Origin of the sequence: Streptomyces endophytica, from assembly GCF_026153355.1 — a bacterium.
Taxonomy (GTDB): domain Bacteria; phylum Actinomycetota; class Actinomycetes; order Streptomycetales; family Streptomycetaceae; genus Streptomyces; species Streptomyces endophytica.
In genome coordinates this window covers 3,379,999-3,397,266 of sequence record NZ_CP110636.1, presented here as the reverse complement: position 1 = coordinate 3,397,266, position 17,268 = coordinate 3,379,999, and the positions used below count along the sequence as shown (strand labels likewise).

At 72.2% G+C, this 17,268-nt stretch carries 9 protein-coding genes and 2 pseudogenes; 2 read left to right on the top strand and 9 right to left on the bottom strand.

The features are described from left to right. Nucleotides 1-33: 33 nt before the first annotated feature. A complete protein-coding gene (proB, locus tag OJ254_RS15130) occupies nucleotides 34-1,152 on the bottom strand; it encodes a glutamate 5-kinase (RefSeq protein ID WP_265362749.1) in 1,119 nt (372 codons plus the stop codon). Between the two features lie 495 nt (nucleotides 1,153-1,647). Here proB and OJ254_RS15125 point away from each other — a divergent pair, with 495 nt between their 5' ends. After that, on the top strand, nucleotides 1,648-3,735 hold the full coding sequence (locus OJ254_RS15125; RefSeq protein ID WP_265362748.1) for a hypothetical protein: 2,088 nt from the start codon (nucleotides 1,648-1,650) through the stop codon (nucleotides 3,733-3,735). A 289-nt stretch (nucleotides 3,736-4,024) separates the two neighbouring features. On the opposite strand, the gene obgE is transcribed toward OJ254_RS15125, so the two are convergent. The 6 genes and pseudogenes from obgE to OJ254_RS15095 form a co-directional block, all read right to left on the bottom strand. Then, the gene (obgE, locus tag OJ254_RS15120) at nucleotides 4,025-5,461 is read right to left on the bottom strand and encodes a GTPase ObgE (RefSeq protein ID WP_265362747.1); all 1,437 of its coding nucleotides are present in this window, start codon (nucleotides 5,459-5,461) and stop codon (nucleotides 4,025-4,027) included. 222 nt (nucleotides 5,462-5,683) lie between these two features. Continuing rightward, a complete protein-coding gene (gene rpmA / locus OJ254_RS15115; protein WP_261951501.1) occupies nucleotides 5,684-5,941 on the bottom strand; it encodes a 50S ribosomal protein L27 in 258 nt (85 codons plus the stop codon). A gap of 14 nt (nucleotides 5,942-5,955) precedes the next feature. Next, the gene (gene rplU, locus OJ254_RS15110; RefSeq protein WP_030413828.1) at nucleotides 5,956-6,276 is read right to left on the bottom strand and encodes a 50S ribosomal protein L21; all 321 of its coding nucleotides are present in this window, start codon (nucleotides 6,274-6,276) and stop codon (nucleotides 5,956-5,958) included. A 248-nt stretch (nucleotides 6,277-6,524) separates the two neighbouring features. After that, a pseudogene (locus OJ254_RS15105) lies at nucleotides 6,525-10,321 on the bottom strand (Rne/Rng family ribonuclease). Nucleotides 10,322-10,544: 223 nt separating this feature from the next. Further along, nucleotides 10,545-11,345: a TIGR03936 family radical SAM-associated protein gene (locus OJ254_RS15100; protein WP_265362746.1), complete on the bottom strand. Its 801-nt coding sequence runs from the start codon at nucleotides 11,343-11,345 to the stop codon at nucleotides 10,545-10,547. A 133-nt stretch (nucleotides 11,346-11,478) separates the two neighbouring features. Continuing rightward, complete coding sequence (locus OJ254_RS15095) at nucleotides 11,479-11,880, bottom strand: GNAT family N-acetyltransferase (protein ID WP_341483615.1); 402 nt, start codon at nucleotides 11,878-11,880, stop codon at nucleotides 11,479-11,481. Nucleotides 11,881-12,228: 348 nt separating this feature from the next. Here OJ254_RS15095 and OJ254_RS15090 point away from each other — a divergent pair. Next, nucleotides 12,229-13,365 (top strand): annotated as a pseudogene (locus OJ254_RS15090) (recombinase family protein); the annotation flags it as partial. A 90-nt stretch (nucleotides 13,366-13,455) separates the two neighbouring features. On the opposite strand, the gene OJ254_RS15085 reads toward OJ254_RS15090, so the two are convergent. Together OJ254_RS15085 and OJ254_RS15080 are read right to left on the bottom strand one after the other, a co-directional pair. Next, a complete protein-coding gene (locus OJ254_RS15085) occupies nucleotides 13,456-15,381 on the bottom strand; it encodes a TIGR03960 family B12-binding radical SAM protein (protein WP_265362745.1) in 1,926 nt (641 codons plus the stop codon). 92 nt (nucleotides 15,382-15,473) lie between these two features. Further along, the gene (locus tag OJ254_RS15080; protein WP_265362744.1) at nucleotides 15,474-17,153 is read right to left on the bottom strand and encodes a CYTH and CHAD domain-containing protein; all 1,680 of its coding nucleotides are present in this window, start codon (nucleotides 17,151-17,153) and stop codon (nucleotides 15,474-15,476) included. Nucleotides 17,154-17,268: the final 115 nt, after the last annotated feature.

The following is a 17,268-nucleotide window of genomic DNA, read 5'->3' as shown; positions in this document are numbered from 1 at the left end:
GCCGTGCCGGCCGCCGGCGGGGGCGCGACGGCGTCAGTGGTGCAGCAGCACCAGATCGTCGCGGTGCACGACCTCCCGCTCGTAGGCGGGGCCCAGCTCACGGGCGAGATCGCGGGTCGAACGGCCAATCAATCGGGGGATTTCCCGGGCGTCGAAATTGACGAGGCCGCGGGCGATCGCCCGGCCCGCGCCGTCCCGTAGCTCGACCGGGTCGCCGGCCGAGAACTCGCCCTCCACCGCGGCGATACCGGCGGGCAGCAGCGAGGAGTGCCGCTCGACGACGGCCTGCACCGCCCCGTCGTCCAGGACGAGGGCGCCGCGCGGCGTGGAGGCGTGCGCGAGCCACAGCAGCCGGTCGGCGGAGCGGCGCCCGGTCCGCAGGAAGTGCGTGCCCGTGGGCCCGCCGGCCAGCGCCTCCGCGGCGTGCACGGCGGAGGTCAGGATGACCGGGACGCCGGCCGCGGCGGCGATCCGGGCGGCCTCGACCTTGGTGACCATGCCGCCGGTGCCCACGCCGGCCTTGCCCGCGCTCCCGATGGAGACGCCTTCCAGGTCCTTGGGACCACGGACCTCGGCTATCCGCGAGGTGCCCGGGGTGGCCGGGTCGCCGTCGTAGAGGCCGTCCACGTCGGACAGCAGGATCAGCAGGTCGGCGCGGACGAGGTGGGCGACCAGCGCGGCCAGCCGGTCGTTGTCGCCGAAGCGGATCTCGTCGGTGGCGACCGTGTCGTTCTCGTTGACGATCGGCACGGCGCCCATGGCCAGCAGCTGGTCCAGGGTCCGGTAGGCGTTGCGGTAGTGGGCCCGGCGGCTGGTGTCGTCGGAGGTCAGCAGGACCTGGCCGACGCGCCGGCCGTAGCGGGCGAAGGAGGCGGTGTAGCGGGCGACCAGCAGGCCCTGGCCGACGCTGGCGGCGGCCTGCTGGCGGGCCAGGTCACGGGGCCGCCGGTCCAGGCCCAGGGGGGCCAGGCCGGCCGCGATGGCCCCGGAGGAGACCAGCACGATCTCCTTGTCCTGGTGCTTGGCCAGCACGTCCACCAGCGCGTCGACCCGGTCCGCGTCCAGTCCGCCGGCGGCCGTGGTCAGTGAGGACGAGCCCACCTTGACCACGATCCGCCGGGCGTGAGCGACGTCCTGCCTTGCGCCTGCCACCTGCTGTACCCCTGTACTGCTCGCCTGTTTCCCGGCCGCCGTACGGGTGGTCCCCGGACCGTCCCGTACACGTCCCTACGGGCGCAATCTACGGCAGTGCGGCCCGCCGGCGCGTGCCGATATCGCCTGGCGGAACGGTGACCGGGCCGTCCGGGTGGCGAACGCCACCATGAAGTGGCTGGAACAATACGGAAGAGCGCCCTCCGGTCCGCCCGCCACGCACGGCCGGAGGCTTCTTCCCGCGGCCGTATTTACCGCCTTTACCGCCACCCACCCGGAATCCTTTAAGACGGGCGGAACGGCCAAGAGGTTGCGTTCGATTGGTCCGCTTTCGCGGTGATGAGAGCCACAGCAGATTGTCACCAAGGCCAACAAGGTCATACGGTCGGGTGTCCATCGGTCCCGTTTCGCCGCTCCGGCGGCGTCGCAGCGCGGGACCCGGCCGCCCCACCTCGGCCTCCCCCCTGACCTTCTTGCTGCCAGGAGCCCTCCCCCGTGCCTTCCGCCGGAATCGTTCCCCGCCGAGCCGTACAGCTCGCGGCACTCCTCGCGATGATGCTCGCGTTCACCGCCCAGCTCGTCGGTGCGCTGCTGCCCGTCATCCCGCTGTTCATCGCCGCCTCCGTGGTCAACCTGGGTCTCGACCTGGTCCTGCAGCACAAGCAGCCCGGCCTGCTCGCCGTGCTGGGCCGGATCCGGTTCGACGTCACGGTGCGCCAGCTGCTGCGCGACATGCTGATACTGGTCGGCCTGCTGCACATCGACGGCATCAACCCGCTGGAGGAGCAGGCGCCGCTCACCATCACGCTGCTCCTCTTCTACGGCACCCACTTCGTGTGCCAGGCGGTCGCGGTGCTGGTCCGCCGGACCCGCAGCCTGCCGTTCGTGACGCGCAACATCGACGCCGGCGAGCTGCGGCTGTGCGACGCGCCGCCGCGGATCCTGTCCCGCCAGACGGGCCGGCGGCTGCTGCGCTTCTCGGTGCCCACCACCATCGGCATGATGGTGACCGCGATCACGACCGACGCCTACTGGGGCGGCATCGGACTGACCGTCTCCCTGGCCCTGTCGGCCGGCGGCACCCTCTACCTGGGCACCTGGCTGCTGCCCAAGAAGCGCGTGGTCGCCGAACAGCAGGCGCTGGAATGGCTGGACAACTGGCTGGCCGGGTACCGGCCGACGGTCGGCATGTACTTCTCCGGCGGCGCGTCCTCGGCCTACCAGGCCAACATGTGGCTGAGCACGCTCGCCTCCCTGGACGGCAACCCGATCATCGTGCTCCGTGAGCGCTTCATGGTGCAGAAGATCGAGGCCACGGACATCCCGATCGTCTGCATCCCGAAGGTCGCCAACCTGATGCGCCTGGAGCACTCCACGCTCAAGGTCCTGCTGCACCCGGCGAACTCCGGCAAGACCTCGCAGATCCTCCGGATCCCGTCGATCAAGCACGCGTTCATCAACCACGGCGAGAGCGACAAGCTGTCCTCCTGCAACCCGTACGCCAAGGCCTACGACGAGGTCTGGGTGGCGGGCCCGGCGGCCCGCGACCGCTACCAGCTCGCCGACATCGGCGTGGAGGACAAGGACGTCGTCGAGGTCGGCCGCCCGCAGCTGTCCCCGATCCGCCCGCACGAGGGCGCCCCGGCCGGCCGGCCGACCACCGTGCTGTACGCCCCGACCTGGGAGGGCTGGGACGGCAACCCTGGCAACACCTCGGTGATCCTGGCCGGCGAGAACATCGTCCGCGAGCTCCTCGCCGACGAGAACGTGCGGCTGCTGTACAAGCCGCACCCGATGACCGGTTCCGTCGACCCGCGGGCGGGCGCCGCCAACGCCCGTATCCAGGCGATGATCACGGAGGCCAACGGCCGGCGCAGCGGGACGCGCCCCGGCCCGGAGGCCGCGGCCGAGCTGGCCCGCCGCGCCGAGGAGCTGAACGCGTTGACCACGTCCGCGTTCCGCAAGAGCGCCGACGAGCTGGAGCGGATGCGGCTGCAGGGCACCCCGGACGAGGGCCGCGCGGCCGCCGTCGCGGACGCGGTCACCGCCTGGGAGGAGGCGTACTGGAACTCCTTCCCCGAGTGGGAGCACCAGATCATCACCACCGCCCGTCCCGGCATCTTCAGCTGCTTCAACCAGGCCGACGTGCTGGTCAGCGACGTCTCCAGCGTGGTCTCCGACTACCTGACCAGCGAGAAGCCGTACGCGGTCGCCAATACGTCGGGCATGACCGAGGACGACTTCCGGGCGAACTTCCCGACCGTCCGGGCGGCGACGATCCTCACGCCGGACGCGGCCGGGGTGGCCGGTCTGCTCGACGCGGTCCGTGACCGGGAGAAGGACACCCTCGTCGCGGCGCGGGCAGAGCTCAAGGAGCACCTGCTGGGTCCGTCGGACCCGCCGTCGTCGGTCCGCTTCAACCGGGCGGCGATGGATCTGTGCACCAAGGCCGACGAGCGCCGCATCCGCATGGAGAACCGGCTCTCCGGCATCCCCGGCCAGCGCTCGCAGGAGGGCGTGGACGGCTCGGAGACGGCCGAACACGAGGCCACCGGCACCTCGGACGCGACGGCCGGCGTCTAGCCCGCAGAACGCCGTCTGCGGCCTCCGCGGACGGCGCTGAGCACCAGCGCAGGCCCCGGGAAGATTCTCTTCCCGGGGCCTGCGCTTTGGGTTCTTGTGGGGTGGGGGGCCGCACGCGGTGGGGGCTGCCGCTTGTGATTGGGGGCCGCTGTGGTTGAGGGCTGCCGCTTGTGGTTGAGGGCTGCCGCTTGGTTTTTTCCCCGCCGCCCACCCCCCTTCGGGGGGTGGACGGGTACATGTGCGCGGGTTCCCCGCTTCGGGAACCCCTGGAACCGCGCTTCGGGAACCCCTAGAACGGCCGGAAGCCGTCGAACTCCTGGGCGGCCTCGTCGCGTTCCGCGTCGCGGTCGCGGCGGCGCTGGGCGGCCGGACGGGGCGCCTCGAAACGGTGGTCCTCGCCGCGCCGGCCCAGCATCTCCGCGCCGGCCGTCACCGACGGCTCCCAGTCGAAGACCACCGCGTTGTCCTCGGGGCCGATCGCCACGCCGTCCATGGCGCGGGCGCCCGCCTTGAGGAGCGCGGCCTCGACACCGAGGCGGTTGAGCCGGTCCGCCAGATAGCCGACCGCCTCGTCGTTGTTGAAGTCGGTCTGCCGCACCCAGCGCTCCGGCTTCTCGCCCCGTACGCGGAAGAAGCCCTCGCCCTCCTGCGTGACCGTGAAGCCCGTGTCGTCCACCGCCTTGGGGCGGATGACGATCCGCGTGGCCTCCTGGACGGGCTTGGCGGCGCGCGCCTTGGCGACGATGTCGGCCAGCGCGTACGACAGCTCCTTCAGGCCCTGGTGGGCGACGGCCGAGACCTCGAAGACGCGGTAGCCGCGCTCCTCCAGGTCCGGCCGGATCATGTCGGCCAGGTCCTTGCCGTCGGGGATGTCGACCTTGTTGAGCACGACCACCCGCGGTCGGTTCTCCAGACCGCCGTACTGGGACAGCTCCTCCTCGATGACGTCGAGGTCGGAGACCGGGTCCCGGTCGGACTCCAGGGTCGCGGTGTCCAGGACGTGCACCAGCACCTCGCAGCGCTCGACGTGCCGCAGGAACTCCAGGCCCAGGCCCTTGCCCTGGCTGGCGCCCGGGATCAGCCCGGGGACGTCCGCGATGGTGTAGACCGTGGCGCCGGCGGTGACCACGCCGAGGTTGGGCACCAGCGTCGTGAACGGGTAGTCCGCGATCTTCGGCCGGGCCGCGGAGAGCACCGAGATCAGCGACGACTTGCCCGCGCTCGGGTAGCCGACCAGCGCGACGTCCGCGACGGTCTTGAGCTCCAGGACGATGTCCCGGCTCTCCCCCGGCTCGCCGAGCAGCGCGAAACCGGGCGCCTTGCGACGGGCGGAGGCCAGCGCGGCGTTGCCGAGGCCGCCGCGGCCGCCCCGGGCGGCGACGAAGGTGGTGCCCTGGCCCACCAGGTCGGCGAGCACCTCACCGTTCTTGTCGAGCACGACCGTGCCGTCCGGGACCGGCAGGACCAGGTCCTTGCCGTTCTTGCCCTCGCGGTTGTCGCCGGCACCGGGCTGGCCGTTGGTGGCCTTGCGGTGCGGGTGGTGGTGGTAGTCGAGGAGCGTGGTGACGTCCTGGTCGACGACCAGGATCACCTCGCCGCCGCGGCCGCCGTTGCCGCCGTCGGGTCCGCCGAGCGGCTTGAACTTCTCCCGGTGTACGGAGGCACAGCCGTGGCCTCCGTTACCCGCGGCGACGTGCAGCTCGACGCGGTCCACGAAGGTGGTCATGGTGGGGTGCCTCCAGATGAGCGGGGTGGTCAGGTACTGCGTACTACGGGGGTACTGCGGCCGCGCCGCGGGACTGCCGGGAGCAGCGCCGCACGGACGGCAGTGAAGGCGCGTACGTCAGGGATATCTCTGTCGTAACACGCCAAGGGCGGACCAGCCTTCCCGCTCACGCGAGAAAAGGCGGTCCGCCCCTGGTGATGCTGTGTGACGTCCGGGCCCGTATTACTGGGCGACCGGGACGATGTTCACGACCTTGCGGCCACGGTGGGTGCCGAACTGCACCGCACCGGCCTGCAGGGCGAACAGGGTGTCGTCGCCGCCGCGGCCGACGCCCGCGCCGGGGTGGAAGTGGGTGCCACGCTGGCGGACCAGGATCTCACCGGCGAGGACGGCCTGACCGCCGAAGCGCTTCACGCCGAGCCGCTGAGCGTTGGAGTCGCGACCGTTCCGGGTGGACGATGCGCCCTTCTTGTGTGCCATGTCTCCTCAGTCCCTTACTTCGCCGGGGCGTCGATGCCGGTGATCTTCAGCGCCGTGTGGAGCTGGCGGTGGCCGATCCGCTTCTTGTAACCGGTCTTGTTCTTGTACTTCTGGATCCGGATCTTGTTGCCCTTGTGGTGGTCCACGACCTCGCCCTGGACCTTCACGCCGGCCAGGACCCACGGGTCGCTGGTGACCGCGTCACCATCGACGACCAGCAGCGTGGAGAGCTCGACGGTGTCGCCGACCTTGCTGGTGGAAATGCGGTCAATCTCGATGACGTCGCCGACAGAAACCTTCTGCTGGCGTCCGCCGGTGCGCACGATCGCGTACACGCGGAACTCTCTTTCGCTAGAAACGGATCCTCTGATGCCAGCCGCTCTCACGGGCTCAGGACGTCCCGTGGAATCCGATCGGACGAGCGGCCTCCCTCGGCGGACCGAGAGGTAGTTGCTCAGAAGCTGGTGGTGCCTCAAGTCTCAGACACAAGTCTCAGACACCGACGGTCAAGGTTACGGGGCCTTGACCAGGGGGTCAAACCGGCCCCGGGCCGCCGTGACGGCCCGGGGCAGATCCGTGACGCTCAGTCCTCCGTCGAGGCGGACACCGACGCGACCGAGGGCTGCTCGGCGGCTGCGGTCTTCTTGGCCGCGGCCTTCTTCGTCGTCGCCTTCTTCGTGGTGGCCTTCTTCGTCGTGGCCTTCTTGGCGGTGGTGGTCTTCTTCGCCACCGTCTTCTTGGCCGTGGTCTTCTTCGCCGCGGTCTTCTTGGCGGTGGCCTTCTTGGCCGTCGCCTTCTTCGCGGTCTTCTTGGCCACGGGCGCCGCCTCCGGCTCGGCCGCCTCGGCACCCTCGACGGGCTCCGCGGACACGACCGGCGCCTCGGCCGGCTCCGTCGCCGGCTCGGCGGCCGGCGTGGCGATCACCACGGTCGCCGCGGAGTCGCCGGACACCTCGGGCGAGCCCGCCGGAGCGGTCACCTTACGGGTCACCCGACGGCGCGGACGGGCCGGCGCGGGCTCCGGGGCAGCGACCTCGGCGGCCGGCTCCGGCTCGACGGCCTGCGCGGGCGCCGGCTCGGCCGGCAGCACGATCGCGGCGGCCTCCTCGGCGGCGGCCTTCGGGGCGCCCGCCGGAGCGGACACCTTCCGGCTCACCCGGCGGCGGCCCCGCCCCCGTCCGGCAGCGGCCTCGGCCTCCGCCGGGCTGCTGAACCACTCGTCGGCACCGGCCACCGTGGGCTGCAGCTCGGCCTCCGTCACGGCCACCGGCTCCAGCTCGGGCGCGCCACCGTCCGGGGTGGGCTCGGCGGCCTCGACCTCGTGGACGTGCGGCTCGGCGGCCTCGACCGGCGCCGCCTTGCCCTTCTTCTTGCGCTTGCCGCCACCGCCGGCCGTCGTCGGCTGGTCCATGTGGACGATGACGCCCCGGCCGTTGCAGTGCACGCACGACTCGGAGAACGACTCCAGCAGGCCCTGGCCGACCCGCTTGCGGGTCATCTGGACCAGGCCGAGCGAGGTGACCTCGGCCACCTGGTGCTTCGTACGGTCCCGGCCCAGGCACTCCAGCAGGCGCCGCAGCACCAGGTCGCGGTTGGACTCCAGCACCATGTCGATGAAGTCGATCACGATGATGCCGCCGAGGTCGCGCAGCCGCAGCTGACGCACGATCTCCTCGGCCGCCTCCAGGTTGTTCCTGGTGACCGTCTCCTCCAGGTTGCCGCCCTGGCCGGTGAACTTGCCGGTGTTGACGTCGACCACGACCATCGCCTCGGTCCGGTCGATCACCAGCGAACCACCGCTGGGCAGCCAGACCTTGCGGTCCAGCGCCTTCATCAACTGCTCGTCGATCCGGTACGTCGCGAAGACGTCGACGTCCGAGGTCCACTTCTGCAGCCGGTCGGTGAGGTCCGGCGCCACGTGGGCGACGTAGCCGTGGATCGTCTCCCAGGCGTCGTCACCGCTGACGATGACCTTGGAGAAGTCCTCGTTGAAGATGTCCCGCACGACCCGGACGGTCATGTCCGGCTCGCCGTACAGGAGCGTCGGCGCACTGGAGCTGCTGCTCTTGGCCTTCTTCTGGATCTCTTCCCACTGGGCCTGCAGGCGCTGGACGTCGCGCGCCAGCTCCTCCTCGCTCGCGCCCTCCGCGGCCGTACGGACGATCACGCCCGCGTCCTCGGGGACGATCTTCTTCAGGATCTGCTTCAGCCGGGCCCGCTCGGTGTCCGGGAGCTTGCGGCTGATACCGGTCATCGAGCCCTCGGGCACGTAGACCAGGTAGCGGCCGGGCAGCGAGACCTGGCTGGTCAGGCGGGCGCCCTTGTGGCCGATCGGGTCCTTGGTGACCTGCACCAGCACCGACTGGCCGGACTTCAGCGCGGTCTCGATCCGGCGCGGGCCGTTGGCCATGCCCAGCGCCTCGAAGTTGACCTCACCGGCGTACAGCACGGCGTTGCGGCCCTTGCCGATGTCGACGAAGGCGGCCTCCATCGACGGCAGGACGTTCTGCACCTTGCCGAGGTAGACGTTGCCGACGTACGAGGTGGCCTGCTCCTTGTTGACGAAGTGCTCCACGAGCACGTTGTCCTCAAGGACGGCGATCTGGGTGCGCTCGCCGCTCTGGCGGACCACCATCACCCGCTCGACGGCCTCGCGGCGGGCGAGGAACTCCGCCTCGGTGATGATCGGCACCCGGCGGCGGCCCTGCTCACGCCCCTCGCGGCGGCGCTGCTTCTTGGCCTCCAGGCGCGTCGACCCCTTGATCGACTGCACCTCGTCCGCGCCGGTGCCCTCCTCCTTCTTGCGGGGCTCACGGACCTTGACGACCGTGCGCTCGGGGTCGTCGGCCTGCCCGGCCTCGACCTCGGCGGCGTCCCCACTGCGACGACGGCGACGACGCCGACGACGGCTGCTGCTGGAGCCGGCACCCGCCTGCTCATCCTCGGCGTACTCCTCCGCCTCCTCGGCGGCCTCCTCCTCCGGGCGGCCGGCCTCCTCGGCCTCGGCCTCCTGGACACCTTCCTCGGCGCCCTCGGCAGGCTGCTCCTCGGCACCCTCGGCGGCCTCCCCGCGGCGGCGACGACGGCCACCACGGCGACGGCGCCGCGACGGACGCTCGGCGAACTCGTCCTCGGCGTGGCCGGCCTCCTCGGCCTCGGCCTCGGCCTCCTCGGCGGCCTCCGGCTCCTCCACGGGAGCGGTGACGGCCTGCTCGGCCTCGGCCGGGGCGCCCCGGCGACGACGGCGCCGGGCACCGGCCGGCGGCTGCTCCTCGGAGACCTGCTCGGCCTCGACGGCCTCCTGGCGCGCCGCGGCATGCGCGGCGGCGGCGGTCTCGGGGGTCTGGAACATCGGCTCGGTGAAGACCGGCGCCTGGAAGACCGCGGTCGGCGGCCGCTGGGCACGGCGGCGGCCACGCACCGGCGCCTCCTGCGCGGGCTCCTCCTCGGCGCGCGGCGCCTCGGCGACCGGCTCCGCGGCGCGCTCGCCACGGCGACGGCTCCGGCGGCGCGGGCCCTCGGTCTCCTCGGCGGCGGGGGCCTCGGCCTCAGCCACGGCCTCCCCGGGCCTCTCGACGGGCTCCTCGGCGGCCTGCGGCGCACCCGCGGGGGCGGTGGCCTTACGGGTCGCGCGACGGCGGGTACGGGCCGGCTTGGCCTCCTCGACGGCCTCCGCGGCCGCGGGCGCCTCCTCGGCGGCGGCCGGCGCGGCCGGGGCCTCGACGGGCTCCTCGGCGCTCGCCTGTGGGCACCGGCGGGAGCGGTCGCCTTACGGGTCGCCCGGCGGCGCGTACGGGCCGGCTTCGCGGGCTCCTCCGCCACCGGCGCGGTCTCCTCGGCTTCTTCCGCTTCCTCGGCCTCCTCGACCGGCTCGGCGACGGGCGCCTCCGCGACGACCGGCTCCGGGGCACCAGCGGGGGCGGTGGCCTTACGGGTCGCCCGGCGGCGGGTACGGCGCGGGGCGGCCTCCTCGGCCTGCGGCGCCTCGGCGGGCGTCTCGGCGGCGGCCGCGGCAGTCGCCTCGGCAGGAGCCTCCAGGGGGGTCTCCGCGGGCGCCTCGGCAGCCGCGGACGGCGCCCCGGCGGGGGCGGTGGCCTTACGGGTGGCCCGGCGGCGGGTACGGGCCGGCTTGGCCTCGTCACCGCTGCTCACCGCGGCTGCGGTGGACTCCTCGGCGGCGGCCTGGCCGGCCGCCGTTCCGGCGGGCTCGGTGCTCACCACGGTGGCCGCGGGGGCCTCACCGGCGACCGGCGGGCCGGCCGGCCGGGACGCCGCCCGGCGCCGGCGGCGCGGCGGCAGCGTGTCACTGGGTGAGTGGTTGTCGTCCGGACCGCGGTCCGGGGACGACGTGGATTCAGTGGGCTCAATGGGCTCGAGCATGCGGGCGGTTCTCCCGTCACGCTCCCGGGCGCCGCGCCTGATTCCGGTAGCGGTCCGCGTGATGAGCGCGGGCCCGCTGTCCGGGGCGTGGGCGCCGCACGGGAGCTGTCGTCTCGCTCGCCGGCCCCTTTTTTGGGGTGGGGACCGGCGAAAGTCTCCTGGTCAGTGCGTCTGCCGGACCGGGGTGGCGCCCTGGTTGATCGGCGACGCGACGACGGCGGTCCTACGCAGTACCGTCCCCGGCTGCCGGGGAGGCCCCGCCCGGCGCCTTCGCGGCACTCTGCCCGGCGGCCGTGGGTGGGGCGGCCGTGGCAGCGTCGCGGTCGGGCGCAAGCGGGTCGGTCACCGCGCCGGTCTCCTCATCGAGCAGCCCCTGCGCCAGCCTGGTCACCGCAGCGGGGACCGGCGGCGCCAGGTCGGCCGTAGCTCGGAGGCCGGACAGGACGTCGTCGGGTCGAACGGCGGGTGTCACATGCCGAACAACCAGCCGCAGTATCGCACAGGCATCGCCGTCGGGCCTATCGCTCTGGCAACCGGCCGCCTCCAGATGCGCCACCGCGCCCCGTGCGTCGAAGGTCCGCATGCCGTTCTTCGTGCGGCGCTCGACCAGTACCTCCTCGGCCGCGAGGAACGCCTCGACGGCGCGGGCGGCGGCCTCGGGGGCGACCTTGTCGAGCCGGAGCTCCCACACCGACGCCTGCAGCCGGTCGGCCAGGCCGCTGGTGCGCGCCTCGACCGATTCGATCACATCGAGCCCGGTCGGCAGCGACTCGTCGAGGAGTTCGCGAAGCTTGTCCGGGTCGCGGCGCTCGGCGAGCTGGATCTCCAGATATTCGGCCTCACTGCCCGTGCCCGTCGGGGCGGCGTTCGCATACGACACCTTGGGGTGCGGGGTGAAACCCGCCGAATAGGCCATGGGGACCTCGGCGCGGCGCAGCGCCCGCTCGAAAGCGCGCTGGAAGTCGCGGTGGCTGGTGAACCGGAGGCGGCCGCGCTTGGTGTAGCGCAGTCGGATGCGCTGCACCGCCGGTGCGGGCGGCGGGCCTTCGGGCTGTCGCTTGCCCAGTGTCGTTCAGTCCTTCGTGAGTGCGGTCGTACTGCTACCTAGAGTACGTGCCTCACGGCCCCCAGGTTCCCCAAGGGCGTCCCGGCCACCCTCAGCCCTGCCCACCGGGGCCGCCACCGGGGCCGCCGGCGGCGGCCATCGCGCCGATCCAGTACCGCAGCTTCTCGTCCCGCCCATCCTCGAGGACCCCGCCACAGGCCTCGATGACCTTGCGTGATCCGGTGTTGCCCGCGGCGACGGTGACCAGCACCGGATCGATGCCCAGCTCGTCGCGGGCGATCGGCAGGGCGGCGCGCAGCATCGCCGTGGCATGCCCCTGCCGGCGGGCCCCCGGGCGCACCGCGTACCCGATGTGACCGCCCCAGGTACGCAGCGAGGGGGTGAGCCGGTGCCGGAAGGTGACGCGGCCCAGATAGCTGCCGTCCACCACCCACCACCGGGTGGACATCGCCACCCGGCCGTCGGCGCGCTCGTCGTACGCGTCGCCGCCCACCGCGGCGACATACGCGGCGAACCCCTCGGGGTCGGCCAGCGGGTGCGCCAGGTCCGCAGTTCGCGCGCCAGGTTGGACTGCGGAGTGTGCTCGGCGCCGTCGGCCCGGAACTCGTCCATCGCGGCGAGGAACGAGTCGTGGAACTCGACGGAGGGGGCGACCAGCCGCCCTGACGCCGACGTGTGCGGTGCGGACATCGGATCATTGTGCCGAGCACGCCACGGCCCGGCCACCGCGGACGCAGGGCCGGGCCGAACTGCCCTACGGCAAGCGCTACTTGACGACCGTCAGCGGCAACAGCTTCTTGCCCGTGGGGCCGATCTGGATCTGGGTGTCCATCCGGGACGAATGGACACCCCTCCACATCCGGAGTCGGCTCCCGTCGTTGAGGGAGCCATGAAGAAACATGTGACAAGCGGGATAGCGACACCCCTCACGGGCAGTGCCTGGAGGAGGAATGACCTGGCTCTGCTGGGAGAACTCGGAGAAGCGGAGAGATCACTTCCGGCAGCGGCCCCTCGGGCCCTCCTGTCCGTGCGGCTGTCCACTCTCACGGCCGAGACGACCTCGCCCGTCCGACAGGAGCTCGATCTGCGCGGTCTGGCTCTGGAACGAGGCTACCGGGTGGTCGGTGTCGCCCGCGATCTGAACGTCTCGGCGACCAAGGTCCCACCGTGGAGACGCAGAGAGCTGGGGCACTGGCTGAACGAGCGAGTGCCGGAATTCGATGTCCTCCTCTTCTGGCGACTCGACCGGTTCGTCCGCCGTCTCGCCGATCTGAGCACCATGAGCGAGTGGTGCCTCAGACACGGTAAGAATCTCGTCTCCCTGCACGACACCATCGACTTGTCGAGTCCGTCCGGGAAGGCGATGGCCGAACTCCTCGCCGGCATCGCCGAGATCGAGGCGGCCGGTACCGGTACCCGGGTGGCGAGCCTCTGGGGGTACACCAAGGCTCAGCCGGACTGGCTGGTCGGGAAGCCCCCGTACGGCTACACCATCGACGACCGCGGGCGGCTCGTCATCGATTCGCAGGCATACCGGGTGCTGCACTGGTGCCTGGGCGCCGCGGTACGCGGAGTCTCCGCGCGCCGGATGACCACCGTGCTCGCCCGAGCCCGCGTCCCCACCGGTGGCGGCGGACAGTGGACTGCCAGCACGCTGCTGCGGAGGCTGCGGAATCCGGCGCTCAGGGGGCTTCGGGTGGAGGAGGACAAGAACGGCGGTGTGCGCCGGTCAAAGATCGTCCTCGGCCGGGACAGCAACCCGATCAAGGTGGCCGACCACATCTTCACCGAGACGGAGTGGCGGTCGCTCCAGGCAGCACTCGACTCACGGGCGAAGGCACAGCCGGCCAGACGGAAGGGCGGCGCCACCGCGTTCCTGGGCATCCTGGTGTGCGCTGACTGCGGCACCAACATGACGGTGCACAGAACCACTACCGAGCAGCGCGCGTACGCCTATCTGCGCTGCCGCACCTGTCCGAGCGGCGGTCTCGGAAGGACGCCTTCGCGGACCGATCCTGAAGACGAGACCGGCCCTGTCGTGCGACAGGGCCGGTCTCGTCGTGATCGCCTACTTGTTGACCACCGTCAGTGGCAGCAGCTTCTTGCCGGTCGGGCCGATCTGGATGTCGAGGTCGAGTTGCGGACAAACCCCACAATCGAAGCACGGAGTCCAGCGGCAGTCCTCGACCTCGGTCTCGTCGAGGGCGTCCTGCCAGTCCTCCCAGAGCCAGTCCTTGTCGAGGCCGGAGTCCAGGTGGTCCCAGGGCAGGACCTCCTCGTACTCCCGCTCGCGGGTGGTGTACCAGGCGACGTCCACGCCGAACTCCGGGAGCGTCTTCTCCGCGGCCCGCATCCAGCGGTCGTAGGAGAAGTGCTCGCGCCAGCCGTCGAAGCGGCCGCCGTCCTCGTAGACGGCGCGGATGACGGAGCCCACGCGGCGGTCGCCGCGCGAGAGCAGGCCCTCGACGATGCCGGGCTTGCCGTCGTGGTAGCGGAAGCCGATGGAACGGCCGTACTTCTTGTCGCCGCGGATCTTGTCGCGGAGCTTTTCGAGCCGGGCGTCCGTCTCCTCGGCGGAGAGCTGCGGGGCCCACTGGAAGGGGGTGTGGGGCTTGGGGACGAAACCGCCGATGGAGACCGTGCAGCGGATGTCGTTCTGCCCGGAGACCTTGCGGCCCTCGGCGATGACGTTGACCGCCATGTCGCCGATCTGGAGCACGTCCTCGTCGGTCTCGGTGGGCAGACCGCACATGAAGTACAGCTTCACCTGCCGCCAGCCGTTGCCGTAGGCCGTGGACACCGTACGGATCAGGTCCTCTTCCGAGACCATCTTGTTGATGACCTTGCGGATGCGCTCGCTGCCGCCCTCGGGGGCGAAGGTCAGGCCCGAGCGGCGGCCGTTGCGGGTCAGCTCGTTGGCGAGGTCGATGTTGAAGGCGTCGACGCGGGTCGAGGGCAGCGACAGGCCGATCTTGTCTTCCTCGTACCGGTCGGCGAGGCCCTTGGCGATGTCACCGATCTCGGTGTGGTCCGCGGAGGACAGCGACAGCAGGCCGACCTCCTCGAATCCGGTGGCCTTCAGACCCTTGTCCACCATCTCGCCGATGCCGGTGATGCTTCGCTCCCGCACGGGGCGCGTGATCATGCCGGCCTGGCAGAAACGGCAGCCGCGGGTGCAGCCACGGAAGATCTCGACCGACATCCGCTCGTGGACGGTCTCGGCCAGGGGGACGAGGGGCTGCTTGGGGTAGGGCCACTCGTCCAGGTCCATGACGGTGTGCTTGGAGACCCGCCACGGGACGCCGGAGCGGTTGGGCACGACGCGGGAGATCCGGCCGTCGGCCAGGTACTCGACGTCGTAGAACTTGGGGACGTAGACGCTGCCGGTCTTCGCGAGGCGGAAGAGCAGCTCGTCGCGGCCGCCCGGGCGGCCCTCGTTCTTCCAGGCGCGGATGATCTCGGTGATCTCCAGCACGGCCTGCTCGCCGTCGCCGACCACCGCGCAGTCGAGGAAGTCCGCGATCGGCTCGGGGTTGAAGGCGGCGTGGCCGCCCGCGAGGATCAGCGGGTGCTCGTCGGTCCGGTCCTTGGACTCGAACGGGATGCCGGCCAGGTCCAGGGCGGTGAGCAGGTTGGTGTAGCCGAGCTCGGTGGAGAAGGAGACGCCGAGCACGTCGAAGGCGCCGACGGGGCGGTGCGCGTCGACCGTGAACTGCGGCACGTCGTGCTCACGCATCAGGGCTTCGAGGTCCGGCCAGACGCTGTAGGTGCGTTCGGCGAGGACGCCCTCCTGCTCGTTGAGGACCTCGTAGAGGATCATGACGCCCTGGTTGGGCAGCCCGACCTCGTACGCGTCGGGGTACATGAGCGCCCAGCGAACGTCGCAGCTCTCCCACGGCTTGACCGTGGAATTGAGCTCACCGCCGACGTACTGGATCGGCTTCTGCACGTGTGGGAGCAGAGCTTCGAGCTGCGGGAAAACCGACTCGGACATCTCGAACCTTCGTGGGCTGACAAGGGGCGACTCTCAAGCGTAACCCGCTCGGCGGCACCCGAAATCGCACGGCGGGCGCGGCGCCCTCCCGCTCAGGCCCCCAGCCGGGACCGCAGCCTCTTGCGGGACGCCTTCGCCCAGGTGGCCGGGAGGTCGCGCTCCCGCCCGGCGGCCAGGGCCTCCTCGCGGCCGTAGAGGAGGCCGAAGGTGAAGCCGCCCTCGCCGGCGCGGTGGGCCTGGGTGGCCAGGTCACGGAGGGCGCCGCGGGCCACCACGCTGTCCTGGTGGTCGCCGAGCAGCTGCTGCACCTTCTTGATCCGCTTGGCGAACTTCTTCGCCGGCTTGCCGAGCGCCGGGCGGGCCGCCTCCGCCGCGTAGCGGGCCCGCTTGGCGGCCTTGCGGGCGCTGTGCAGCGCCTCGTCCCGGCCGCGGCCGGCGGGGGCGTCCAGCGCGGCCTCCATGCGGCCGGCCAGCCGCCGGTAGTCCTTGAGGACGGCCCGGGCCGCCACCTCGGGGGCGGATCGCTCGGCGGCGGCGCGCAGCGGTGGCTCCGCCAGGAGGGCGTGCAGCCGGTCGAGGAGGGCCAGGTAGCGGGGGTCGTCCAGGACGGCGAGCACCCGGTCCCGGGCGCCGGCCCGGTTGCGCTGCGACCACAGCCGCAGCCGGGCGGCCACCGGACCGAGCCGGAGCGTCCGGGGCACCTCCGCCAGCCCGGCGCACAGCCGCTCGGCCAGTACTTCCTGGTCCCGTCCCACCCCCAACTCCCCTGCCAGCCACTTGAGTTCGGCGCCGATCGGGTCGGTGGTGGCGCGGTCGAGGACCTTGGCGTAGGAGCGGAAGGCGCTCCGCAGGCGGCGGGTGGCGACCCGCATCTGGTGCACGGAATCGGGCAGGTCGCGGCGGACCGCAGGGTCGAGGGCGATGATCGCGTGCACCTGTGCGGCGGCGTAGTCCAGGACGAGGTCGGCGGCGGTGTGCGGTTTCCCGTCGGAGCGGGCGGACGGGGCGTGCGCGGGGTACGCGGCTTCGGCCCCCTCGGTGCGCAGGCCGGTCTCGGTCAGTGCCCGGGCCAGCTTGGAGGGCGCCGAGGCGGGCCGTACGCCGGCGTCGGCCAGCGCCCGGCCGATCGCGTCCAGCAGTCCGGTGTCGCCTTTGCCCGTGCCGTTTCCGCCGTTGCCCGTGGCGTCGCCGCCGGCGTCGGCCAGTTCGACCTCGATCTCGTGCCAGCGGGCCTCGATCGGGCCGGTGCCGCCGGACGCCGAGGCCTGCTCGGACGCCGTGGCCTGCTCGGACGCCGTGGCCGGCTCGGACGCCGCTGCCCGCGGGGCCGCGAACGTCACCCGCCGCGCGGTGACCGCGTCCTCCGCGACCTCGGCGAGCGGTGTGCCCGCGGCGTCGCGCAGCACCCGGACCGTGCGCCGGGTCCGCAGCCGTACGAGGGGGATCAGGTCCTGGCCTCGGGTCCGGGAGCGGACCAGGGCGGTCAGTTCGGGGGGCGGGGCGTCCGAGAGCGGTGCCCGGATCTCCTCGCGCACGCCGGGCTCGACCGGGAGTTTCAGGTGCCAGCCGGCGTCCGGGCCGCCGGTGCGCCGTCGGAGGGTGACGCCGTCCGCGGCGAGGCGCTGGTCGGCGGTGTCGTAGTAGAGGGCGTCCAGGCTGTCGGTGCCGCGTTCCTCCACGCTCGCGACCCGGTCGACGCCGGCCAGGTCGGGCAGGTGGGTGTCGTCGTCGGCCTCGTATTTCCGCTCGATCTCCCGCACGGTGTCCGCCATGCCTCGAATGTAGCCAGCGGTCCTGACGGGGACCAGCCACCCGGACAGGATCGCTCTCCGTGGGGGGCGTTCCAGCATCCGGAAGGGCGGGTGGCACATGCCCGGGAAGGTGGCT

What these genes read in the sequence shown, in the direction of transcription:
- obgE (WP_265362747.1), bottom strand. Translation starts at nt 5,461, where the DNA reads ATGACCACCTTCGTGGACCGCGTCGAGCTGCACGTCGCCGCGGGTAAC.
- OJ254_RS15085 (WP_265362745.1), bottom strand. Translation starts at nt 15,381, where the DNA reads ATGTCCGAGTCGGTTTTCCCGCAGCTCGAAGCTCTGCTCCCACACGTG.
- OJ254_RS15080 (WP_265362744.1), bottom strand. Translation starts at nt 17,153, where the DNA reads ATGGCGGACACCGTGCGGGAGATCGAGCGGAAATACGAGGCCGACGAC.
- rpmA (WP_261951501.1), bottom strand. Translation starts at nt 5,941, where the DNA reads ATGGCACACAAGAAGGGCGCATCGTCCACCCGGAACGGTCGCGACTCC.